The 19,690-nt window shown below is 32.1% G+C and carries 17 protein-coding genes; 6 read left to right on the forward strand and 11 right to left on the reverse strand.

All coding sequences use genetic code 11. The annotated features are described in order from the left end of the window. Positions 1–12: 12 nt before the first annotated feature. The 6 genes from D6200_RS09535 to D6200_RS09560 form a co-directional block, all read right to left on the reverse strand. Entirely contained in the window at positions 13–747 is a 735-nt protein-coding gene (locus D6200_RS09535; protein ID WP_053056633.1) for an energy transducer TonB, read from the reverse strand. A 109-nt stretch (positions 748–856) separates the two neighbouring features. Then, positions 857–1,564, reverse strand: a complete 708-nt coding sequence (locus tag D6200_RS09540) for an energy transducer TonB (protein WP_083574790.1) — start codon at positions 1,562–1,564, stop codon at positions 857–859. Positions 1,565–1,920: 356 nt separating this feature from the next. Continuing rightward, entirely contained in the window at positions 1,921–3,120 is a 1,200-nt protein-coding gene (hflX, locus tag D6200_RS09545; RefSeq protein ID WP_047788288.1) for a GTPase HflX, read from the reverse strand. 61 nt (positions 3,121–3,181) lie between these two features. Beyond that, on the reverse strand, positions 3,182–3,745 hold the full coding sequence (locus D6200_RS09550; protein ID WP_073182512.1) for a uracil-DNA glycosylase family protein: 564 nt from the start codon (positions 3,743–3,745) through the stop codon (positions 3,182–3,184). A 318-nt stretch (positions 3,746–4,063) separates the two neighbouring features. Beyond that, a complete protein-coding gene (locus tag D6200_RS09555; RefSeq protein ID WP_073182511.1) occupies positions 4,064–4,426 on the reverse strand; it encodes a Na(+)-translocating NADH-quinone reductase subunit F in 363 nt (120 codons plus the stop codon). Beyond that, complete coding sequence (locus tag D6200_RS09560) at positions 4,426–5,784, reverse strand: DEAD/DEAH box helicase (protein WP_073182510.1); 1,359 nt, start codon at positions 5,782–5,784, stop codon at positions 4,426–4,428. The genes D6200_RS09555 and D6200_RS09560 overlap by 1 nt, the downstream gene beginning before the upstream one ends. 68 nt (positions 5,785–5,852) lie before the next feature. Here D6200_RS09560 and D6200_RS09565 point away from each other — a divergent pair, with 68 nt between their 5' ends. Continuing rightward, on the forward strand, positions 5,853–6,314 hold the full coding sequence (locus D6200_RS09565; protein ID WP_073182509.1) for a Na(+)-translocating NADH-quinone reductase subunit F: 462 nt from the start codon (positions 5,853–5,855) through the stop codon (positions 6,312–6,314). Positions 6,315–6,708: 394 nt separating this feature from the next. Here the strand turns inward: D6200_RS09565 and D6200_RS09570 are convergent, their stop codons facing one another. Then, positions 6,709–7,188 carry a retropepsin-like aspartic protease gene (locus D6200_RS09570; RefSeq protein ID WP_073182508.1) on the reverse strand — a complete coding sequence of 160 codons (480 nt, stop codon included), beginning with the start codon at positions 7,186–7,188 and terminating at the stop codon, positions 6,709–6,711. A gap of 36 nt (positions 7,189–7,224) precedes the next feature. On the opposite strand from D6200_RS09570, the gene D6200_RS09575 reads away from it, so the two are divergent. Next, entirely contained in the window at positions 7,225–7,989 is a 765-nt protein-coding gene (locus D6200_RS09575; RefSeq protein WP_073182507.1) for a TatD family hydrolase, read from the forward strand. Next, positions 7,982–8,476: a methylated-DNA--[protein]-cysteine S-methyltransferase gene (locus D6200_RS09580; protein ID WP_240627172.1), complete on the forward strand. Its 495-nt coding sequence runs from the start codon at positions 7,982–7,984 to the stop codon at positions 8,474–8,476. Before D6200_RS09575 ends, D6200_RS09580 begins: the two co-directional genes overlap by 8 nt. A gap of 68 nt (positions 8,477–8,544) precedes the next feature. Here D6200_RS09580 and D6200_RS09585 read toward each other — a convergent pair whose 3' ends face one another. Beyond that, positions 8,545–8,991: a nucleoside deaminase gene (locus D6200_RS09585; protein ID WP_047788279.1), complete on the reverse strand. Its 447-nt coding sequence runs from the start codon at positions 8,989–8,991 to the stop codon at positions 8,545–8,547. A gap of 103 nt (positions 8,992–9,094) precedes the next feature. Between D6200_RS09585 and D6200_RS09590 the strand changes: the two genes are divergently transcribed. Then, positions 9,095–9,853: a UDP-2,3-diacylglucosamine diphosphatase gene (locus D6200_RS09590; protein WP_125064458.1), complete on the forward strand. Its 759-nt coding sequence runs from the start codon at positions 9,095–9,097 to the stop codon at positions 9,851–9,853. Positions 9,854–9,897: 44 nt separating this feature from the next. On the opposite strand, the gene D6200_RS09595 is transcribed toward D6200_RS09590, so the two are convergent. From D6200_RS09595 to D6200_RS09605, 3 genes are all read right to left on the reverse strand, one after another. Then, entirely contained in the window at positions 9,898–12,762 is a 2,865-nt protein-coding gene (locus D6200_RS09595; protein WP_073182505.1) for a TonB-dependent receptor, read from the reverse strand. A gap of 432 nt (positions 12,763–13,194) precedes the next feature. Next, a complete protein-coding gene (locus tag D6200_RS09600; protein ID WP_073182504.1) occupies positions 13,195–14,544 on the reverse strand; it encodes a RagB/SusD family nutrient uptake outer membrane protein in 1,350 nt (449 codons plus the stop codon). 19 nt (positions 14,545–14,563) lie between these two features. Beyond that, positions 14,564–17,527: a SusC/RagA family TonB-linked outer membrane protein gene (locus D6200_RS09605; protein WP_073182503.1), complete on the reverse strand. Its 2,964-nt coding sequence runs from the start codon at positions 17,525–17,527 to the stop codon at positions 14,564–14,566. 227 nt (positions 17,528–17,754) lie between these two features. Here D6200_RS09605 and D6200_RS09610 point away from each other — a divergent pair, with 227 nt between their 5' ends. Then, positions 17,755–18,744 (forward strand): AAA family ATPase, encoded by a 990-nt coding sequence (locus tag D6200_RS09610; protein ID WP_047788275.1) that lies wholly within the window; start codon positions 17,755–17,757, stop codon positions 18,742–18,744. A 75-nt stretch (positions 18,745–18,819) separates the two neighbouring features. After that, a complete protein-coding gene (locus D6200_RS09615; protein ID WP_047788274.1) occupies positions 18,820–19,686 on the forward strand; it encodes a DUF58 domain-containing protein in 867 nt (288 codons plus the stop codon). Positions 19,687–19,690: the final 4 nt, after the last annotated feature.

Below are 19,690 nucleotides of genomic sequence, written 5' to 3' on the forward strand. Positions count from 1 at the left end.
GAGTTACTTATGTTATTCATCAAGAGCGAACATGATTGGGAAACCATATTTTACAGATGTTTCTCCTCCTGATTTTTTTGCTGGAATAAATTGTGGCAATTGAGATACCACTCGAACAGCTTCATTATTTAATAATTCTCCATTTTTAGGTCCTAAAGTTTTAATATTCTTAACCTGACCATTTTTATCAATAATAAAACGCACCCAAACTTCTCCTTGTATAGATTCTTTTACTGCTTGACTAGGATATCTAAAATGTTTTTGAATGTGTTTTACCATTTCCATATTAAAGCAATCTAACCTTTCGTTCTTTTTTGCTTTTTTACATGCAGTAAACAGAGGTATTTTGTCTACAGTAGAGAACTTTTCTGCTTTTCGTACTTCTTCTGCTGATAATTTACTTGTTAAGTTTTCAAGGTTACTTTTAAAAGTTAAAGGTTTACTTAACTCTGTTTGCGAAGTTGTACTTTTTATTGCTGCCGTTCCTGCTCCTGACAAATTTGTAGCATTTGAAACTACTTTCTTTTTCGAAATTTCTCTCTTTTTTAAATACCTTCTATTGGCAGATACTTTTACAGAGATTTGTCTTGTTCCTTTATTTTTTTTGTCTTTTGGAGCAATAGTACATTTTGTTATACTATTTAAATCTACTAAAGACTCTTCTGGCGTCTCACATACTTCTCGTTGCGACATTACATTGGTTACATAAAAGCAAACTAACGTAATTAATAAAATAATTTTTCTCATGCCTTAAAGGTTTAACATTTTTCCAATCAAACAATTACACTTGTTACTCATGAAAATTTGGCATGCAAAGGTATTCTTTTTTTTACATAAAATAAACTATTTTAACACTCTAATAATCAGAACTGTTTAAACTAAAAATCATAGGAAAGCGATATAACACTCTAGCATTTTTGCTTTGTTGTTTTCCTGGAATAAAATCAGGCAATAGTAGTACAATTCTTTTTGCTTCTTTTTTTAATATTTTAGGCACATTAATTCCTTCTGTCTTAACCTCAGTCACCTTACCCATTTCATTTATAACAAAACTCACTAAAACTTCTCCTTCTAACCCTTTTTCTATAGCTTCTTCTGGATAAACTAAGGTGGTCATTATATGGTCTTGCATTTTATAATTAAAGCAATCTTCTTTTTCTTTTAATGATTCTTTGCATGACAAGAATGCAGGAATTTCTTCAACTACATCAAAAGAAATTGATTTTTTTGTTGTTTCTTTTATAATAGGATAAACATTTCCTAAACTACATTCAGCTAGCTCATTTAATGTATTTATTCTCTTTAAACTTTTTGCTTCAATACCTTCTGCAAAACTAATTACTTTCTCAAAATAAATACGTTTTCTTACGTGCCTTCTACTAGGAACAGTAGTTACTATAACTGAAGCTTCTGTATTATTGCTTTCTACTTTCTTTTCTGCTAAACACTTGTGAACTATATTTACATCTACTGAATGAATACTTTCAGATGTACATTTCTCTTGCGCACTAACAGCTTGCATACTGAAATACAATAATAAAAGGGGGATTATTTTTTTCATCATGATCTATTCAGGTTAATACATGATAACTCAAAAGAGTAAACACTTCATTTAACTATACATACTTTGTAAGTAAAGATTATAATTACTAGGTATGGCATTATACTAATAAAATTAATTACGTTAAGGCTTTTAATTTATTGTTAGTTAATAAATATGAATAGAATCGTCTAAATATTGTTTGTGAAGTTTTATTATTTTTCATTTTCAGGGGGATAAAATGGTTAAAAATATAATTTACAATGCTTTATAAAACATATAAAAAGCAACATTAGGGATTATAAATATAACAAAAAAGAACTTAAAGTTTTAATTATTTAAGTCCTTTTTAAGTTATGTTTGCGTTTTTTTACTGTAAACTAATATTCTTGATATAGAAAATCATTATATGGAAAACGTTGAATATGTATTTTCTTTACCTCCTCATATACTTTCTCTTTAAAATTTTCTAAATTATCTTTATTTAAAGCTGAAATAAAAATACTTTCCGTTTCTAAGTCATTCATCCAGGTTTTTTTCCAGTCCTCTAATGTATAATGTTCTTTTGTTTTTTCTGTTATCAAATCATCTTCATCAATAGTTTCATGAGTATAAGCGTCTATTTTATTAAATACCATAACTGTCGGCTTATCTTTACTATCTATTTCATCTAAAATTTTATTTACAGAAGCTATATGATCTTCAAAGTTTGGATGTGAAATATCTACGACATGTAATAATAAATCTGCTTCACGAACTTCATCTAAAGTAGACTTGAACGACTCTACTAATTGTGTTGGTAATTTTCTAATGAACCCAACGGTGTCTGTCATTAAAAAAGGAATATTTTTTATTACCACCTTTCTAACTGTAGTATCTAATGTTGCAAACAGTTTATTCTCTGCAAAAACCTCACTTTTACTAACAACATTCATCAAGGTAGATTTACCAACATTGGTATATCCTACCAAAGCAACACGCACCATTTTTCCACGATTTTTTCGTTGTATAGACATTTGCTTGTCAATAGTTACTAATTTCTTTTTTAGCAACGAAATTTTATCTCGAATAATACGTCGGTCAGTTTCTATTTCTGTTTCTCCAGGACCACGCATACCAATACCTCCTTTTTGCTTGTCAAGGTGTGTCCACATTCTGGTTAATCGAGGTAATAAATATTGGTATTGTGCTAATTCTACTTGAGCTTTTGCTGAGCTTGTTTGTGCTCTACTTGCAAAAATATCAAGTATTAAGTTGGTTCTATCTAAAATTTTACAATCTAAAAAACGTTCAACATTTCTAAGTTGCGCAGGTGACAGCTCATCATCAAAAATAGCTGTTCCAATATCATTGGAATCTATATACGCTTTTACATCTTCTAGTTTACCTGTTCCAATAAAAGTTTTTGGATGGGGTTTATCTAATTTTTGAACAAACCTTTTTACAGCTACTCCTCCTGCTGTAAGTGTTAAAAACTCTAGCTCATCTAAATATTCTTCTGATTGTTTTTCATCTTGATGCTGGGTTATAATACCTATTAAAACCGCTTTTTCTGATATGGCTTCTCTTGTTTCTATCATACATTGCAAAAATACAAATTTATCAATGCATGTATTTAACTTTCTTTTAGTATTAAAATCACTATATCAGCTTTTTTACCGTGTTTTTTAACATAGGTAAAACTTCTTTTTCAAACCATGGGTTTTTGGTCAACCAAAATCGATTTCTTGGTGATGGATGGGGTAATACAAAATACTTAGGTAAGTATTCTCCAAAAGTATTTACTGTTTCTGTAAGTGTACGTTTTGCTTTCTCTTTCAAATAATAGTTTTGAGCATACATTCCTATTAAAATAATCAGCTTAACTTCTGATATTTCTTTTAATAAAGGTTGATGCCACTGTGGAGCGCATTCTTTTCTTGGTGGTAAATCTCCTGATTTTCCTTTTCCTGGATAACAGAAACCCATAGGTATTATTCCAAAGTTATTGGTATCATAAAACTTCTTATCAGTAACACCCAACCATTTCCTAAGCTGTTTTCCACTAGCATCATCCCAAGGAATCCCAGACTGATGTACTTTGGTTCCAGGTGCTTGACCTACAATAATGATTTTGGATTTTTTACTAGCAAGAACTACAGGATTGGGTTCTATATATTTCTCACAAATCTTACAGTTTTTTATTTCGTTTAACAGATTCTCCACACTGTAAAGTTACTATTTATGTATAAAAAAACACTCGTTTACATCATAAAACGAGTGTTTTTTAGATTCTAACTATTTAAACCTTAATTATTAATTGCATAACTAGCACCATTACCTAAATCTGATAAAAATGCCATAATAGTTTTCATAAATCTTTTTCCTTTTTTGATTAGTAGTTGTCTTTTCATTTTTTAGATATTTTATTAATTTCCCTTAGGTAAAATTAACATACAACTACTTGATGGCTAATAGGTTTTTCGCCCTTTTCAACCTATTAAAAACCTATTTTTTAACAGGTTAAAAAAATGTTTTGATTTTTTATGAGATCTTTATAAAATCATCAAAAGCAACATAATAAGGTTTATCTTTAAACACAGGTAAATCTACACTTTCAGCATTTGCTATTCCTATACCTGCATACCAAACCTTTGCATTTTGTTTTTCTGCGTGTTTTTTAAAAGTTTCCATCCACAATACATCATATTCTTGGGGTGACTGTATATTGTTCGTAGTTTTTACTAATACAAAAATGGTAGGCTCTCCTTTTTTAAACAACACAAACTGTGGATGCTTTTTCAACTCGCTATTTATTGCAACAAATTCATATCCCATTTCTTGCAGTTTTTTACCCACAATATTCATTCCTAAATTGTGAAGTTCTTGCTTAGTAAGTTCTTGCATTATTTACGTTTCTTATTGCGTTTGTTATAATTTTTATCTCCTCTTGTTTTTGGCTTTTTGTACTTCTTGGCAAGCTCTCTTCTATAAGAACCTCCTTGGTTTGTTTTTTTATTCTTTTCCTTTTTCTCGTGAAAAGCGGGACCTGGAATGTATTCTTGAGAAGTTCTGTTTTTATTTACTTCTCTTTCTTCTTTCGGACGTTCTTCTTCCGTTAATTGCTTGGTTATTTCAACTTGTTCTGGAATTTCTTCCTTTGGAATTGTGTAATCCATCAATTCCTCAATTCGTTGTTTTGCTTCCTGCTCTTTTTCCGTAGCGAATAAAATTGCTTTTCCTTCTCTTTCTGCACGACCTGTACGACCAATTCTGTGCATATAGTTTTCGGGGAAGTGTGGCACATCAAAATTGATTACATGTGTTACTTCTTCTAAATCTAATCCACGTGCAATTACATCGGTAGCTATTAAGATTCGTTTTTCTCCTTTGTTGAATTGTTCTATAGAGCGCAAACGGTAGTTTTGTGTTTTATTTGAATGAATTACACAGGCTTGTGATGGATATTCTTCGACTACACAATCAAATAGTCTGTCTGCATTTCTTTTATTAGGTGCAAACACCAACACTTTACTAAACTCTGATTTATCAAATAATAAATAGTTTAATAAGTTGACTTTTGTATAAAAATTAGGAACATCATAGCTTATTTGCTGAATGTTATCTAATGGTGTTCCACTTACTGCAATTGCTATTTTATGTGGAGCAATAAAAAAATCATCAATTAATGCTTCAACATCCTCAGTCATAGTTGCTGAAAACATGATGTTTTGACGTCTTTGAGGTAATAAATCAAAGATGTTTAACAACTGAAAACGAAAACCTAAATCAAGCATTACATCTACTTCATCAATGACTAATTTTTGAATAGACTTTAATTTTAATACGTTACTTAACGCTAAATCGTACAAACGTCCTGGTGTGGCAACAATAATGTCAGCTCCTTGCATTACTGCTTCATTATGGCGATTTAAATTAACTCCGCCATATACACCTACAGTTCGTAAAGTGATGTATTTAGCTAGCTTTTCTATCTCTTCTACCACCTGAACCACTAATTCTCGTGTAGGTACTAATATCATCACCCTTGGGTGTTGTTGTTTTGAAAACTTTAAATCACGTAATATTGGGAGTAAGTACCCAAAAGTTTTACCTGTACCTGTTTGTGCAATCCCTACCACATCTTTTCCTGAACGAATTACAGGAAATGCTTGTTCTTGAATAGGTGTTGGATTTACGAAACCTAATTCTTCAATTGAATTTCTTAGTGGATTTGATAATTCTAAATCTTGAAAAGTCGTCATTAACAATAATTTGATGCAAAGGTACAACCAATATTTTGTATATTTAAGGGAGTAAATCCTTTTTGATTATGGAAATACCTAAACGATTAGAACAAGCACTTATAAAGCTTTATAATGCTTTTCACAACGATGAATTGAACCCTGAATGTTGCTCAGCATGTGCGGTTGGAAATATATTAGACAATCGAGATAGTTGGAAACATCTCACGAATGATCATGGCTCATTGCAACTAAGCTATGTGGGTAGGGTTCATCAAAATTTAGGTAGAAAATTTAATGGTTACACTCCACTTGAATTACTACAGATTGAGAGGGTGTTTTTAGAAGCATGCGGTTTTACTGTTCCTTTATGTCATTATAATCCAAAACCTCAAAATCCGACCGATAAAGAGAGGTTATTTAATGGTTTATGCGCTGTAGTTTCACAACTATGTAAACTCGAAGAAATAGCTAACGTTATGGATTATGCTAGAGTTTTTGAATATGATAGCGACAACCCTGTATATAAGTTTGATATAATTTATGAATAACATTATTTTACTAAAAATGTTGTTTTTCCTCATTACATCCAAACCACATTTCTTAGACCTAGTGACTTCTTAATTAGATTCTTCGTTTTTATTTTTTTTAAAGAAAGTAACAATATATAAAACAATAATTGACAAAGGCAAAAATGTTGTTTTTAATCTCTGATAAGTAAAAAACTCATCATACTGCTTATTATAGATAAGGGAAGAAAGCTCCCACACATAAATAAGCAAACCAAATATTACCCAAACTAAAACAAAATAGTTAAAAAACAATTTATTTCTTTTCATAGCTATCACAGTATTTTATTATAAAAATATTCAAAATATCTTTATAGTTTTCATTCTAGTATTGAATCTATTTACATTATAAAAATTTATACATAGAGCCACAACATTAGAAAGGAACTTTTAATTTCCTTACTTTTTTCTTTTTAAGCTTCTTTAAATACAATGCCTTCTTGTTATAATCAATAAAGGCTTTTCCTTCCTCTAAAATATCTGCCCCTATAATTCCGTCTACCTCATCAGCATCGTGTTGTTTTAAAGCTGTATTTACATGTGTTAAGTCAAACAATACTAAATCACACTCATTCGCTTTCCACTTTCCTATTTTAAGAGAATTATTTCCTGACTTATGTGTTTCCATATCCGTCGCTCCTGCTCCTGCAGCTTTTACTTCACTTTCTTCAGAAATAAGCTTGAAACGCTCTATTAAATCTAATCCAACACACGAATTAGAAGCGCCTGTATCTAAAATAAACCTTCCTTTAACACCATTTATCTCCGCATCTAACTCTAAATGATTTGTAATCATTTTTTTGAGTTTTATTTTAATGTATTTCTTTTTTCGTAATACTTTTTTCAAACTTGCCATTTCTTGTACTTTTGTCTCGTAAAGATACGGCAATAAATGATTACAGATACACATACCCACTTATATTCAAGTCAGTTTGACGAAGACAGAAATGAAATGATACAACGTGCTAAAGAAGCTGGAGTTTCTCGTTTCTTTATTCCTGCGATTGATAGTTCTTATACTGAACGTATGTTTGACTTGGAAAAAAACTATCCGAAAGATGTGTTTTTAATGATGGGGTTACATCCAACTTCAGTAAAAGAAAACTATCAAGAAGAATTAGTTCATGTAAAAGAATGGTTAGACCAACGTGATTTTTATGCGATTGGTGAAATTGGTATCGATTTGTATTGGGATAAATCATTTTTACCACAACAACAAGAAGCTTTTCGTACTCAAATTCAGTGGGCAAAAGAGAAAAAACTACCGATTGTTATCCATTGTCGTGATGCTTTTGATGAGATTTTTGAAGTACTAGAAACTGAAAAAGGAGATGATTTATATGGAATTTTTCACTGTTTTACAGGAACTTTAGAGCAAGCTGAAAAAGCAATTTCCTACAATATGAAATTAGGAATTGGTGGTGTAGCGACATTTAAAAATGGAAAAATTGACAAGTTTTTAAACCAAATAGACATTAAACACATTGTCTTAGAAACCGATTCGCCATACTTAGCACCTACTCCATACCGAGGAAAACGTAATGAAAGCAGCTACATTACTAATGTTGTGGATAAGTTAGTAGATATTTATGGATTGACTTTCGATGAAATTTCGGAAATTACAACACAGAACTCTAAAGACGTTTTTGGTGTCTAACTTACAAACCACATATTATAAAACTCCTATCGGGATTGCCAAAATTGAAGGTGATGAAAACGGAGTCCAGTCGATTTCAGTATTGGATGAAAATGCTTTGCCTACAATTAGCTTTCATAAAAAGACTCCATCATGTTTACAAAATTGTGTTATGCAATTGGATGAGTATTTTGCTGGAAAAAGAACAGATTTTGATCTACAATTGAATCCACAAGGAACAAGCTTTCAACAATCGGTTTGGAATGAATTATTAAACATTCCTTTTGGAAGAACTAGAACCTACTTAGAACAAACCAAACAATTAGGTGATGTAAAAGCAATTCGTGCTGTAGCTTCTGCTAACGGTAAAAACCCTATTTGGATCGTTATTCCGTGTCACAGAGTTGTAGGTTCTGATGGCTCGTTAACAGGGTATGCAGGCGGTGTTTGGCGTAAAAAATGGCTATTGGAGCACGAAAGCGGAGCAAAACAACAAACATTATTTTAAGTTCTTTAGTTAAACTTAATTTCAACTTCTCATAATGAAATTCCGAAACAAGTTCGGAATGATTATCGTCAATTTAAGTTCCGTTTTTCAATAAAAAATTTCTTCAGTAAAAATCCACATTCCTCCTCTAAAACCCCTGAAACTACTTTAGTTTTTGGATGCAATTTAGTTTGCAACACAGAAAATCCTAATTTAGGCTCGCTTGCTCCATACACTATCTTCCCTATCTGCGTCCAGTAACTCGCTCCTGCACACATTTGGCAAGGTTCTAATGTAACATACAAGGTACAGTCCTTTAAATATTTTCCACCTAAAAAGTCTGCTGCTGCAGTAAAAGCTTGCATTTCGGCATGTGCTGTAACATCGTTTAATAACTCCGTTAAGTTATGTGCTCTCGCTATAATCTGGTTATTAAAAACAATGACCGCTCCCACAGGAACTTCTCCTTTATCAAAAGCTATCTCCGCTTCTTGTAAGGCTTTTTTCATAAAGTAGATGTCGTCAAACGGATTCATATATGTGGATTCATGTAAGTTCTTAAACAAATGTAGCCAAAATTTGTTTGTGCTAACTCTAAGTAAAATACTTATTTTTACCAAAATTTACAATTTGATTTCAATCAACACTTCTGAAAATAAAAAAGTTTATTTTGCTTCCGATCAACATTTAGGAGCTCCAACATCTGAAGCTAGTTTTCCTCGTGAACAAAAATTTGTTGCATGGTTAAACGAAGTTAAAAAAGATGCTGAGGCTATCTTTATTTTAGGTGATTTATTCGATTTTTGGTTTGAATATAAAACTGTCGTTCCTAAAGGCTTTGTTCGCGTTTTAGGTAAACTTGCTGAACTAAAAGATAGTGGTATCCCGATTTACTTTTTTGTTGGGAACCACGACTTATGGATGCGTGATTATTTTGAAAAAGAATTAAATATTCCTGTGTATCATTCTCCTCAAGAATTTAAAATCAACGATAAATTGTTTTTAATTGGTCATGGTGATGGATTAGGCCCTGGGGATAAAGGATATAAACGCATGAAAAAAGTGTTTACATTTCCGCTATTTCAATGGATGTTTCGTTGGTTGCATCCAGATTTAGGTGTGCGATTAGGACAATATATGTCCGTAAAAAACAAACTGATTTCTGGTGATGAAGATGCTAAATTTTTAGGTGAAGATAATGAGTGGTTAGTACAGTATTGTAAGCGCAAACTAGAAACTAAACACCACGATTATTTTGTTTTTGGACACAGGCATCTTCCTCTAGAAATTCAACTTAAAGACAACAGTGTTTACCTTAACACTGGTGATTGGATTCAGTATTATACCTATGCTGTTTTTGAGAATGATAAGTTAGTTTTAAAAAAATATAACTCATAAAAAAACACCTCGAAAAGGTGCTTTTTTTATGGTTTATCCTAGTATTAATCTAATACAAAACGTAATCTAGCAAACAAATGCCTACCATTAGTTCCGAACTGTACAGAACGTCTTGAGTAGATAAAACGTCCACTAGACCTAAAAGCAGGATCGTTCTCATCTGGATAAACATCAAATAAATTATTTGCTCCTAATGTTAAACTTAGAGTCTTATTAAAATTATACCCAAAAGAAATGTCTGTTAATACTTTTCCTCCAAATGTTGTATCTACATTAGGACTGTCATTATTAGTTGCTTCTTCAACTTCTCCAAAATAACTGTTTCTTAAAAAGATATTCCATTTATCATTAACACTTAAATTATGTGATAAATTCCCTTTTGTTGTAGGAACTGCGGACTCTAAATAAATTCTACTTGTTGGGTCAAAATAAACATCAGACAATCCAGCGTTTTCTATAGCAGTTGGAATATTCACTCCTTCTACATTCGTTTTCGAAAATGTAAATGCTAAAGTATTAGTTAACTTCATCTTATCAGAAAGATCTGCTTTGTGATCTACAACAATATCTACTCCTTTTGTTTGAGTATCTACAGCATTTGCAAAAAATGCTGCTTGTGTAGCATTTGCTTGTTGGAACAATCTTTCTAACTCAGCGTCTCCATTATCATCAAAACTTCCTGTTAATATTACTCTGTCATCAATATTTATTATATATCCATCAACTGTAAACTTTAAGTTTGCACTTGGCACTTTTGCTGTAAATCCTGCCGAAAATCCAAAAGAAGTTTCTTCTTTTAATTTACCTATTCCTAAAATCCTTGCAACTCTCGAAGTGTTTGAAAACACCCCAACTTCATTTGGTATACCATCTACAAACAAGGTACTGGTTGAACTATAAGATATTTGATGTAGTGATGGTGCTCTAAACCCTGTTTGTAAACTAGCTCTTAAATTAAAGTTTTTAGAAGCTTTTACCCTAGATGCTACTTTTACATTTAAAGTACCTCCAAAATCTGAGAAATTCTCATAACGTACAGCTCCACTTAATAAAAAAGACTCTGTAACATCTGCTTCTACATCTATGTAACCAGCTATAGAATTTCTAAATGAGTTTACTTCATTTTCTGGTTTAAATCCGGGAAACACTTGAATACCCCCTGGTCTTGAGTTACCAAAAAAATCTTCAGGAACCATTGAGTTAGGGTCTGTCGGATCATGTACATTACCTAATGTATTGTATTGCGCGTAGGATGCTTCCTCTCCTGCTACGATACCATAATTTTCTAAACGATATTCAGCACCAAAAGCTATATTTAAACCAGACATTACGTCTTCGTAAAACTTACTAAGATCAATATTTGTTGTGTTTTCACATGAATAAAACCCACCTGAATTCGCTTCAAAAGGCGTTGAATTACCTAAAGATGCATTACTTGAATTGCTTATCAAATAGTTAAATTCATTTCTACCAAATGTATTTGAAAAATCTACATTCCAATCACCTAACTTTCCTTTTATTCCAACCGCATACGATTTGTCTTGAATGTTAGAATTTATTTCTGGTAAGAATCCATTCATATATGCTGGAGTGTATGCTCTAGATTGATTTGGCAACCTATAAAAACCTGCCGCATTACCATTTTTATAACTTAAGCCAGCATTACCATAAATAAACGTTTCATTTCCTAACGGGATTTCCATGTTCGCAAAAAATTGCGCTCCTCTTACCTTAGATTGCCCAACTCTCATATTAAAATCACTTCTTTTTAAGCCACGAGCTAACAATTCTGCTTCAGTAACATCAGCTCCTAGAATTGTTCGCAACTCTTCTTTTGTTTCAGTACCACTTAATGTAATACCCGCATCACCAGCATAATTAAAAATATCATCTAAATCATCATCTAATAGATTTGAAACATTATACCCATCTGCAGCTGCAACTCTTTCAATAGAGTTATATGCATTAAATATTGAACCTTCCCATTCTTGCATTCTATTAGTCCATCCTCTAAAATCAAAGTTTCCAGTAAAATTTATAAACCCACCATCTTTACCAATTGGCACCCCATAATTTAATCCCAAGTTTAATTTTTCTCCGTCTATCTCTCTTTCTGGACTACTTTCACTTGTAAAATTAGCACCTGTTGTTAGGTTAACTTCTAACTTATTTGTAGATTTTTTTAGGACAATATTTATGATTCCTGCAATAGCATCAGAACCGTATTGAGCGGCAGCACCATCTCTAAGAATTTCTATTCTTTCAATAGCCATTGAAGGAATTGTTGTCATATCTGTACCCACTGAACCTCTACCAAAAGTACCATTTACATTTACTAAAGCTGTTTTGTGACGCCTCTTCCCATTAATTAACACTAACACTTGATCTGGACCTAATCCTCTTAATGCTGCTGGCGCAATATGATCTGTACCATCTGAAATTGATTGAGGATTAGAGTTAAAAGAGGGAGCTGCATAATTTAAAATTTCTGTCACTGTAACTTGTGGTGCTGACTCTGTTAGTTTGGAAACATCTAACACATCAATAGCCACGGGAGAATCTATTGCGACCCTTCCTTTATTACGAGAACCTACAATTACTACCTCTTCTAAAGACTCACTTGATTCTTCAATTACAATTGTAAGATAAGAATCATCTGTAACTATTAATTCTTTCGTTCTAAAGCCCACTGAAGAAACTATAACAGTAGCAGGTAATTTACTTACTTTTAAAAAATATTCTCCATTATCATCAGTAGTTATACCATTAGTAGTTCCTTTTTCTATTACGTTTACAAAAGGCAAACCTATTCCATTAGTATCTGTAATTTTTCCTTTTATCGTTTGACCAATTATTGATGTAACCGACATCAATAAAACACAAACAAGTAGTTTTATTTTTTGCTTCATAACTGTATTTATTTTATTTTTTTATGTTAAAAAAGTTAATTTACTATAAACATACTAATATTTACAACTCGCAACAAGAATATATATAAATAAATCATTCACAACACATTAAGAAAAAAAAGAATATTCATTAAAACCAATAAGAAACCTATGTATTTCAATAAAAATTCAACCTTCTTAAAACTATCATATATTTAGAATTTCTTCATCCTAATTTCTTTTAAAAACATTTGTTATCTTTTACTACTATTTTAATCCATCACACGAACACTTTTTATAAAATAGTTGGATATAAATACATAACTTTTTTGGTGATTGAATTTACATCCTATTTATTATTTTTTATAAATGAAGAAATAGCTTATAAAAAAAGACACCTTAATAAGGTGCCTTTTCATTATCAAATATCACAATTAAAAACAAACTATATTGTTAATTAGCATTCTCACTAAATGGTGTTGGAAAGGCATCAATAATATTATCTCCTGATCTATCTAGTGGGATATAGGTCGAATTCAATCTATTTAAACGCCTTAAATCAATCCATCGATGTCCCTCCCCTAGTAAAGAGTATCTTCTTTGTTTTAAAACTTCTTCTACTAACTCGCTATCTGAAGTACCTCCAGAGTAATCTAGCAAACCAGCAGCATTTCTAACAATATTGATAGCAGTAATAGCCTCTGCATTGTTTGTACCTATATTAGCTTCAGCATACATTAAAATCAGTTCTTCATTCCTGACAAGATACACAGGATCTGTATTGCTTTTATACACAGAGATTTGATGCGTCCCTGTAAGCCCATCAAAAGAGGCAGGTTCACTTAACTGTATAGACTTACTAGAAACACGATTATCTCCAGATTCTGCATCTGTAATCCACGAATTATGAATTACAAAATTATTCCCTGTTTGTAATACATAAAATAAGTCATTCTTAATATCATTACCTGTCAATCCAAAAATATGAGATACCCCAAATGACATAGTGCCATTTAAATCTAAAAAAGAATCATTCAACATTGACAACACTTCTGACATATTATTTTGATATAGTGCAACCCGTGCAGCAATTGCCCTATTAAACTTTAAAAAACCGCTTGGTAAGAGAGGTAGCTTCTTACTTGAATCTGATGGATCCATAGGCTTTAAATCATTATACCCTGAGCTAAAAAGAAATAGAAAATTACTAGAAGAAGCTTCTAAATCGCTTTTAGCTTCATTTAATAAATTTTTTATTGCAACTAAAGCTTCATCATACCCTACAAAAGGGCCTAGGTTATCTGGATCTTCTACATCTAATCTAATTCCATTTGTATATTGCCTGTTTGCTGCCATTAAAAGAGCGTATGCCTTTATTGTCTTAGCATACCCATAATAAGAGTTTTTTTCTTCCTCAGAAAACCCTGCATTTGAGTTTTCTACAGCGGTAATTAAAACATTTGCTGCTTTAACAATTCTATACCAAGCCGCAAAAGAACGGGTTGTTAAAAATCCGTTATTATCTAAAGGTCCTTTTAAAATCTCTCCTGTATATCTTGGGTCTGCTTTAGACAAATCATAGTACTCTCTTGCTAAATAAGCTACCGTTTCATAATGAAAGTCTAAATCATTTCTCATTACAGCTTCCAAACCTACAGCCAAAGCTTCTACATCGGCCGCAGATGCTCCATCTACATAAGAGTCTAATGTAGGAGCATTTTGATTAGGCAACTCCTCTAATTCACAACTTTGAATAAAAGGAATAAAAACGATTAATATTAATTTATAGAATATATTTTTCATGATAATTTATTTTAGGAGATTAAAAGTTAACTTTTAGATGAAAATTAACAAATTTAGATGCAGGATAAGGAGTAACCTCAACATTATTAGCTAATACATTATTTCCAAAGTTCGATGCTTCAGGATCATAACTATTATAATCAAAAATATTGATTAAGTTTCTACCAGATATCCCTACTTTAACTTTTTCTACTCCTTTAAACACTCCTTCATCAAATGTATAAAAAAGACCTACTTCTCTTAACCGAAGATAACCCGCATCTTCTACTAATGGTGCTGTATTTCCTATTCCTATCTGCCCCAGTCTATAAGGCCCATTGGTAAGCGTACCTGTTGGGTCTAAATCAGTATCATCAAAATCCCATGTAGTTCCAGCATTATCATATAAAAAAGTTGTTAAATTAATACCGTCTCCTCCTTTTTTCCAGTGCCATAAAAATGATAAATCGAAGTTTTTATAACGTATGTTGTTTTGCCATGACATTTGAAAATCTGGTTCTGCATTACCATAAACAGCAAATCCATCTCCATCAGGATCAATTACAGCTATTTCTTCTGGAGTAAGTCCGCTAGGATAAGTCCCTACAATTTGCGTAGCACTCTTACCCTCTTGTATTAAAAAAGTTCCTAAGAAAGCCGCAAAACCTCCTTCTGTAAAGGCAGGAACGTCTAACTTATTAATTTTAGATTTGTTTTTCCACCATTTAAAGTTTGCATTCCAAGAAAAATCTTCTTTTTCAATAAAGTTCGCATTTAAACCTAATTCTATACCTGTATTCTCAAGCTCTCCTCCATTTTTAATTTTTCTTGTAAAACCAGATGATGTTGGAAAATTTTCTTGAATAAGTAGATCGCTTATTTTTTTGTTGTATACCGTAGCTTCTAATGTAAACCTATTATCAAACAGACCTAAATCTAATCCATATTCTAATTCTTTTTGACGTTCTGGCCCTATGGTAGGGTCTCCTTTAAAAGTTCCAGGAGCAAAACCAGAGACACCTCCTATAAATTGTGGTGCAGCCAAAGTAAATTGATCATTAAAGTTAGGGAATCTTCCTGCTTCTCCATAGGCAATCCTAGGTTTTAAACTAGTAATTTCTTTTATATCCCAAAAACTAAACTTATGTAAATTAATTGCTAAGTTTGCTTTAGGGTAATAATACATCTTATCTGAAATACCATTATTGGTTGACTTATCTCCTCTAATACCAATAGTACCAATTATTTTATCGTCATAATTTATTTCTTCCTGCACAAAAAACCCTGTATCTCTCTGAAGCCTAACAACTTGCTGAGACGATAAATTTTCCGCCAACGATAAACTTGTTAATGAGGTGTTGAAACCTGTTCCTACACTAATAACAGTGTTACGGTCAAAATCTTGAAAAAAGGTTCCTGTTTGAGTTGTGAACTGTAACCCATTATTTAAACTTAAATTATGAACTAAAAAGGCAGATAAGTTATAATTAGTATTTCTCGTCGTTCCAGATATTGAAGCTCCTTTTAAAGTAGATCTATCTCTAAAATAAGTTAATTCTCTAGGGAAAATACTTGTTGTACGAAGTGTGTACTGATCAAACCCCGCTTCAAGCACCAACTTGAGTCTATTTTTTTCTCCGTTAAGAATTTTGATATTAGACTTAGCACTACCAATAAACCTATTTACGTTTTCTCTATTAGTAGTTAGTGCTATTGTTTCTAATACATTTGAACCAGCACCTCCAAAAGGATAGACTCCATCTGTAGGAGATAAGTTTTCCCATGGATAAGTAAAAGCTAGGGCGTACCCTATAGTTCTATTGGCATTACCGTTATTAAAAAAACCTCTATCTGCTTGAGAGCTTATATAATTTGACGTGACATATAAATCTAACCAATCTGTAAATTTTTGACCTATATTTAAACGAGCCGCTGCTTTTTCATAGCCTGTATTTTCAACTAATCCAGGTTCATCTTTATAAGTTACTCCAAAAAAGTAATCGCTTCTTTCTGAACCTCCTGATGTTGTAAACCTTGTTGTTGTAGAAATTCTAGTATGATCAAATAGCTCTGCTTCATAGTCTCTTAGTTTTGCATTCGCTGGTCCTCCTAAAGCAACAACTTCTGAATCATCCCAGTCTCTTAAACCTAATAACCTTGTTGGACTTCTCAAACCTACAGTTTGTGAAAAGGATACTCTAGGTTTACCTTCTTTACCTCTTTTTGTTGTAATAATAACAACACCTCCTGCCGCTCTTGATCCGTAGAGAGCTGCCGCTGAGGCACCTTTCAGTATTTCTACAGTCTCTATATCTTCAGGGTCAATATCTGCAATCCTATTAGAAGCGTCATCCTGATTTGATGAAGGATTACCACCTCCAGCAGCTTCACTTACAATGTTATTTCCAGAAGAAATTGATGAGTTGTCAACATACACACCATCTACCACAAATAACGGTTGTTGATCTCCAAAAATAGAAGTAACACCTCTTAATCTCATAGAAATTCCTCCCCCTGGAGCCCCTGAATTCGCTTTTATCTCTGCTCCAGTGAACTTTCCTGATAATGCACTATCAAAACCCGATTGTGATGTGACTTGTGTTAATTCAGCAGCTGAAATTGTCGAAACTGTGTTCGCTAAATTAGATCTTTTCGTTGTAGTTGCTAACCCCGAAATCACTACTTCTTCTAAAACATCAGAATCTTCTCGTAGTGTTACCTGTAAAAAAGTATTCGTATCTGCAATATTTCTTTCTACTGTAACAAACCCCAATGAAGATATTGTTACTACTGCTGGTAGTTTTTTTATATTTAAACTAAATTCACCATTCTCTTTAGAAGTGGTACCATTTGTTGTTCCTTTCTCTATAATATTTGCAAAAGGAATACTTTCTCCATTTACATCCACAATTTTTCCTTTTATTGTTTGCCCGTAAACAAAACCAGAAAACAGAAAAATAAGTGCGTTAATTAGCAACGTTTTGCTAAAAGACATTTTCTTCATAAAATTTAAGTTTAAAGTTAGTAGAAGTTAAATTTCATTTTTTTTATTCATAAAAACAAATTATAAACAACTTATTTTCAAACACATAAAGCACATAGTCAAAAACTTAACTTTAAAGAACCACACCTTTTAGCTTGTAAATACAAGGTTTAACCAACTTTTAACAACTAAAAAAACACTATTATTGTAGCTTTGTTTCATAAAAATTCTAATTTATTTCAATTACTATGGATATAGACGTAAGAGCCATCAATGAAAAAATAGAAAGAGAAAGTGCTTTTGTAGACTTGTTAACTACAGAAATGAACAAAGTAATTGTAGGTCAGAAATACATGATTGAACGATTACTCATCGGTCTTTTAGGAAATGGACATATTTTATTAGAAGGTGTACCTGGTTTAGCAAAAACCTTAGCTATTAACACACTTTCTAAAGCTGTTGACGGAAGTTTTAGTCGCGTTCAATTTACTCCAGATTTATTACCTGCCGATGTAGTAGGTACTATGATATACAATGTAAAAGAAAACGATTTTTCTATTAAAAAAGGACCAATTTTCGCCAATTTTGTACTAGCCGATGAGATTAACCGTGCTCCTGCTAAAGTACAGTCTGCCTTACTAGAAGCTATGCAAGAGCGTCAAATTACCATTGGAGATGAAACTTTTAAATTGGATGAACCATTCTTGGTAATGGCTACTCAAAACCCGGTAGAACAAGAAGGAACATACCCACTTCCTGAGGCACAAGTAGACCGTTTTATGCTAAAAACTGTAATTGATTATCCAAAATTACAAGACGAGCAACTTATTATGCGTCAAAACTTAAACGGTGGCTTTCAAAAAGTAAATCCTGTAATTTCAATAGAACAAATCATTAAAGCTCGTAATGTAGTTAACGAAGTTTATATGGATGAAAAAATAGAAAAATATATCTTGGATATTATTTTCGCAACTCGTTACCCTGAAAAATATAATTTAGAAAAATTAAAACCTCTTATTAGCTTTGGATCTTCTCCACGTGGTAGTATTGCATTGGCTAAAGCTGCAAAATGCTACGCCTTTATTAAACGAAGAGGATATGTGATTCCTGAAGATGTTCGAGCAGTCGTAAACGATGTGTTACGTCATAGAATTGGTATTACTTACGAAGCTGAAGCTGAAAATATTACTTCAATAGATATTATTAACTCTATTATTAACGAAGTACAAGTGCCTTAATCAATTATCAATGAGCAATTATCAGCCAAAAATACTTTACTGATTATTGATAACTGTTAACTGACAATTGAAAACATGGATACAAAAGAGTTACTAAAAAAAGTTCGAAAAATAGAAATAAAGACACGTAGGTTGTCTAATCATATTTTTGGAGGAGAATACCACTCTACCTTTAAAGGTAGAGGTATGACTTTCTCTGAAGTACGTCAATATCAATACGGAGATGATATTAGAGCAATTGACTGGAATGTAACTGCTCGCTATAACGAACCCTATGTAAAAGTTTTTGAGGAAGAGCGTGAGCTTACCATGATGTTGGTAGTCGATATTTCTGGCTCTGAATTTTTTGGTACTTCTGAACAATTTAAAAAAGATACCGTAACAGAAATTGCCGCAACACTAGCCTTTTCTGCAATTCAAAACAACGATAAAGTTGGTTTAATCCTGTTCTCTGATCAAGTTGAACTATACATTCCTCCTAAAAAAGGAAAAAGTCACGTATTACGAATTATTCGTGAGCTTATTGAATTTCAACCAAAAAGTAGACAAACCAATATTAGTGAAGCTCTCAAATTTTTATCCAACATCATGAAAAAGAAAGCAATTGTTTTTATGCTTTCTGACTTTATGGATGATAATTACGAGCGTACACTAAAAATTGTTGGTAATAAACATGATGTTACTGGTATTCGTGTATATGACAAACATGATGAAGAAATTCCTAATTTAGGAATGGTTCCTATGATAGATGCTGAAACAGGAAAAACACAGCTAGTTAACACTAGTTCTAAATCTGTTAGAACTCATTACAAGACAAATGCTTTACGTTTGTCTAATTATTTTGAAACCACTTTTACCAAGAGTGGTGCAGGAACTATCAACACTAGAGTTGACGAAAGTTATGTACGAAAGCTATTAGGTTATTTTAAACGAAAAGGATAAGAAC

The organism is Tenacibaculum mesophilum, from assembly GCF_003867075.1.
GTDB lineage: Bacteria > Bacteroidota > Bacteroidia > Flavobacteriales > Flavobacteriaceae > Polaribacter > Polaribacter mesophilus.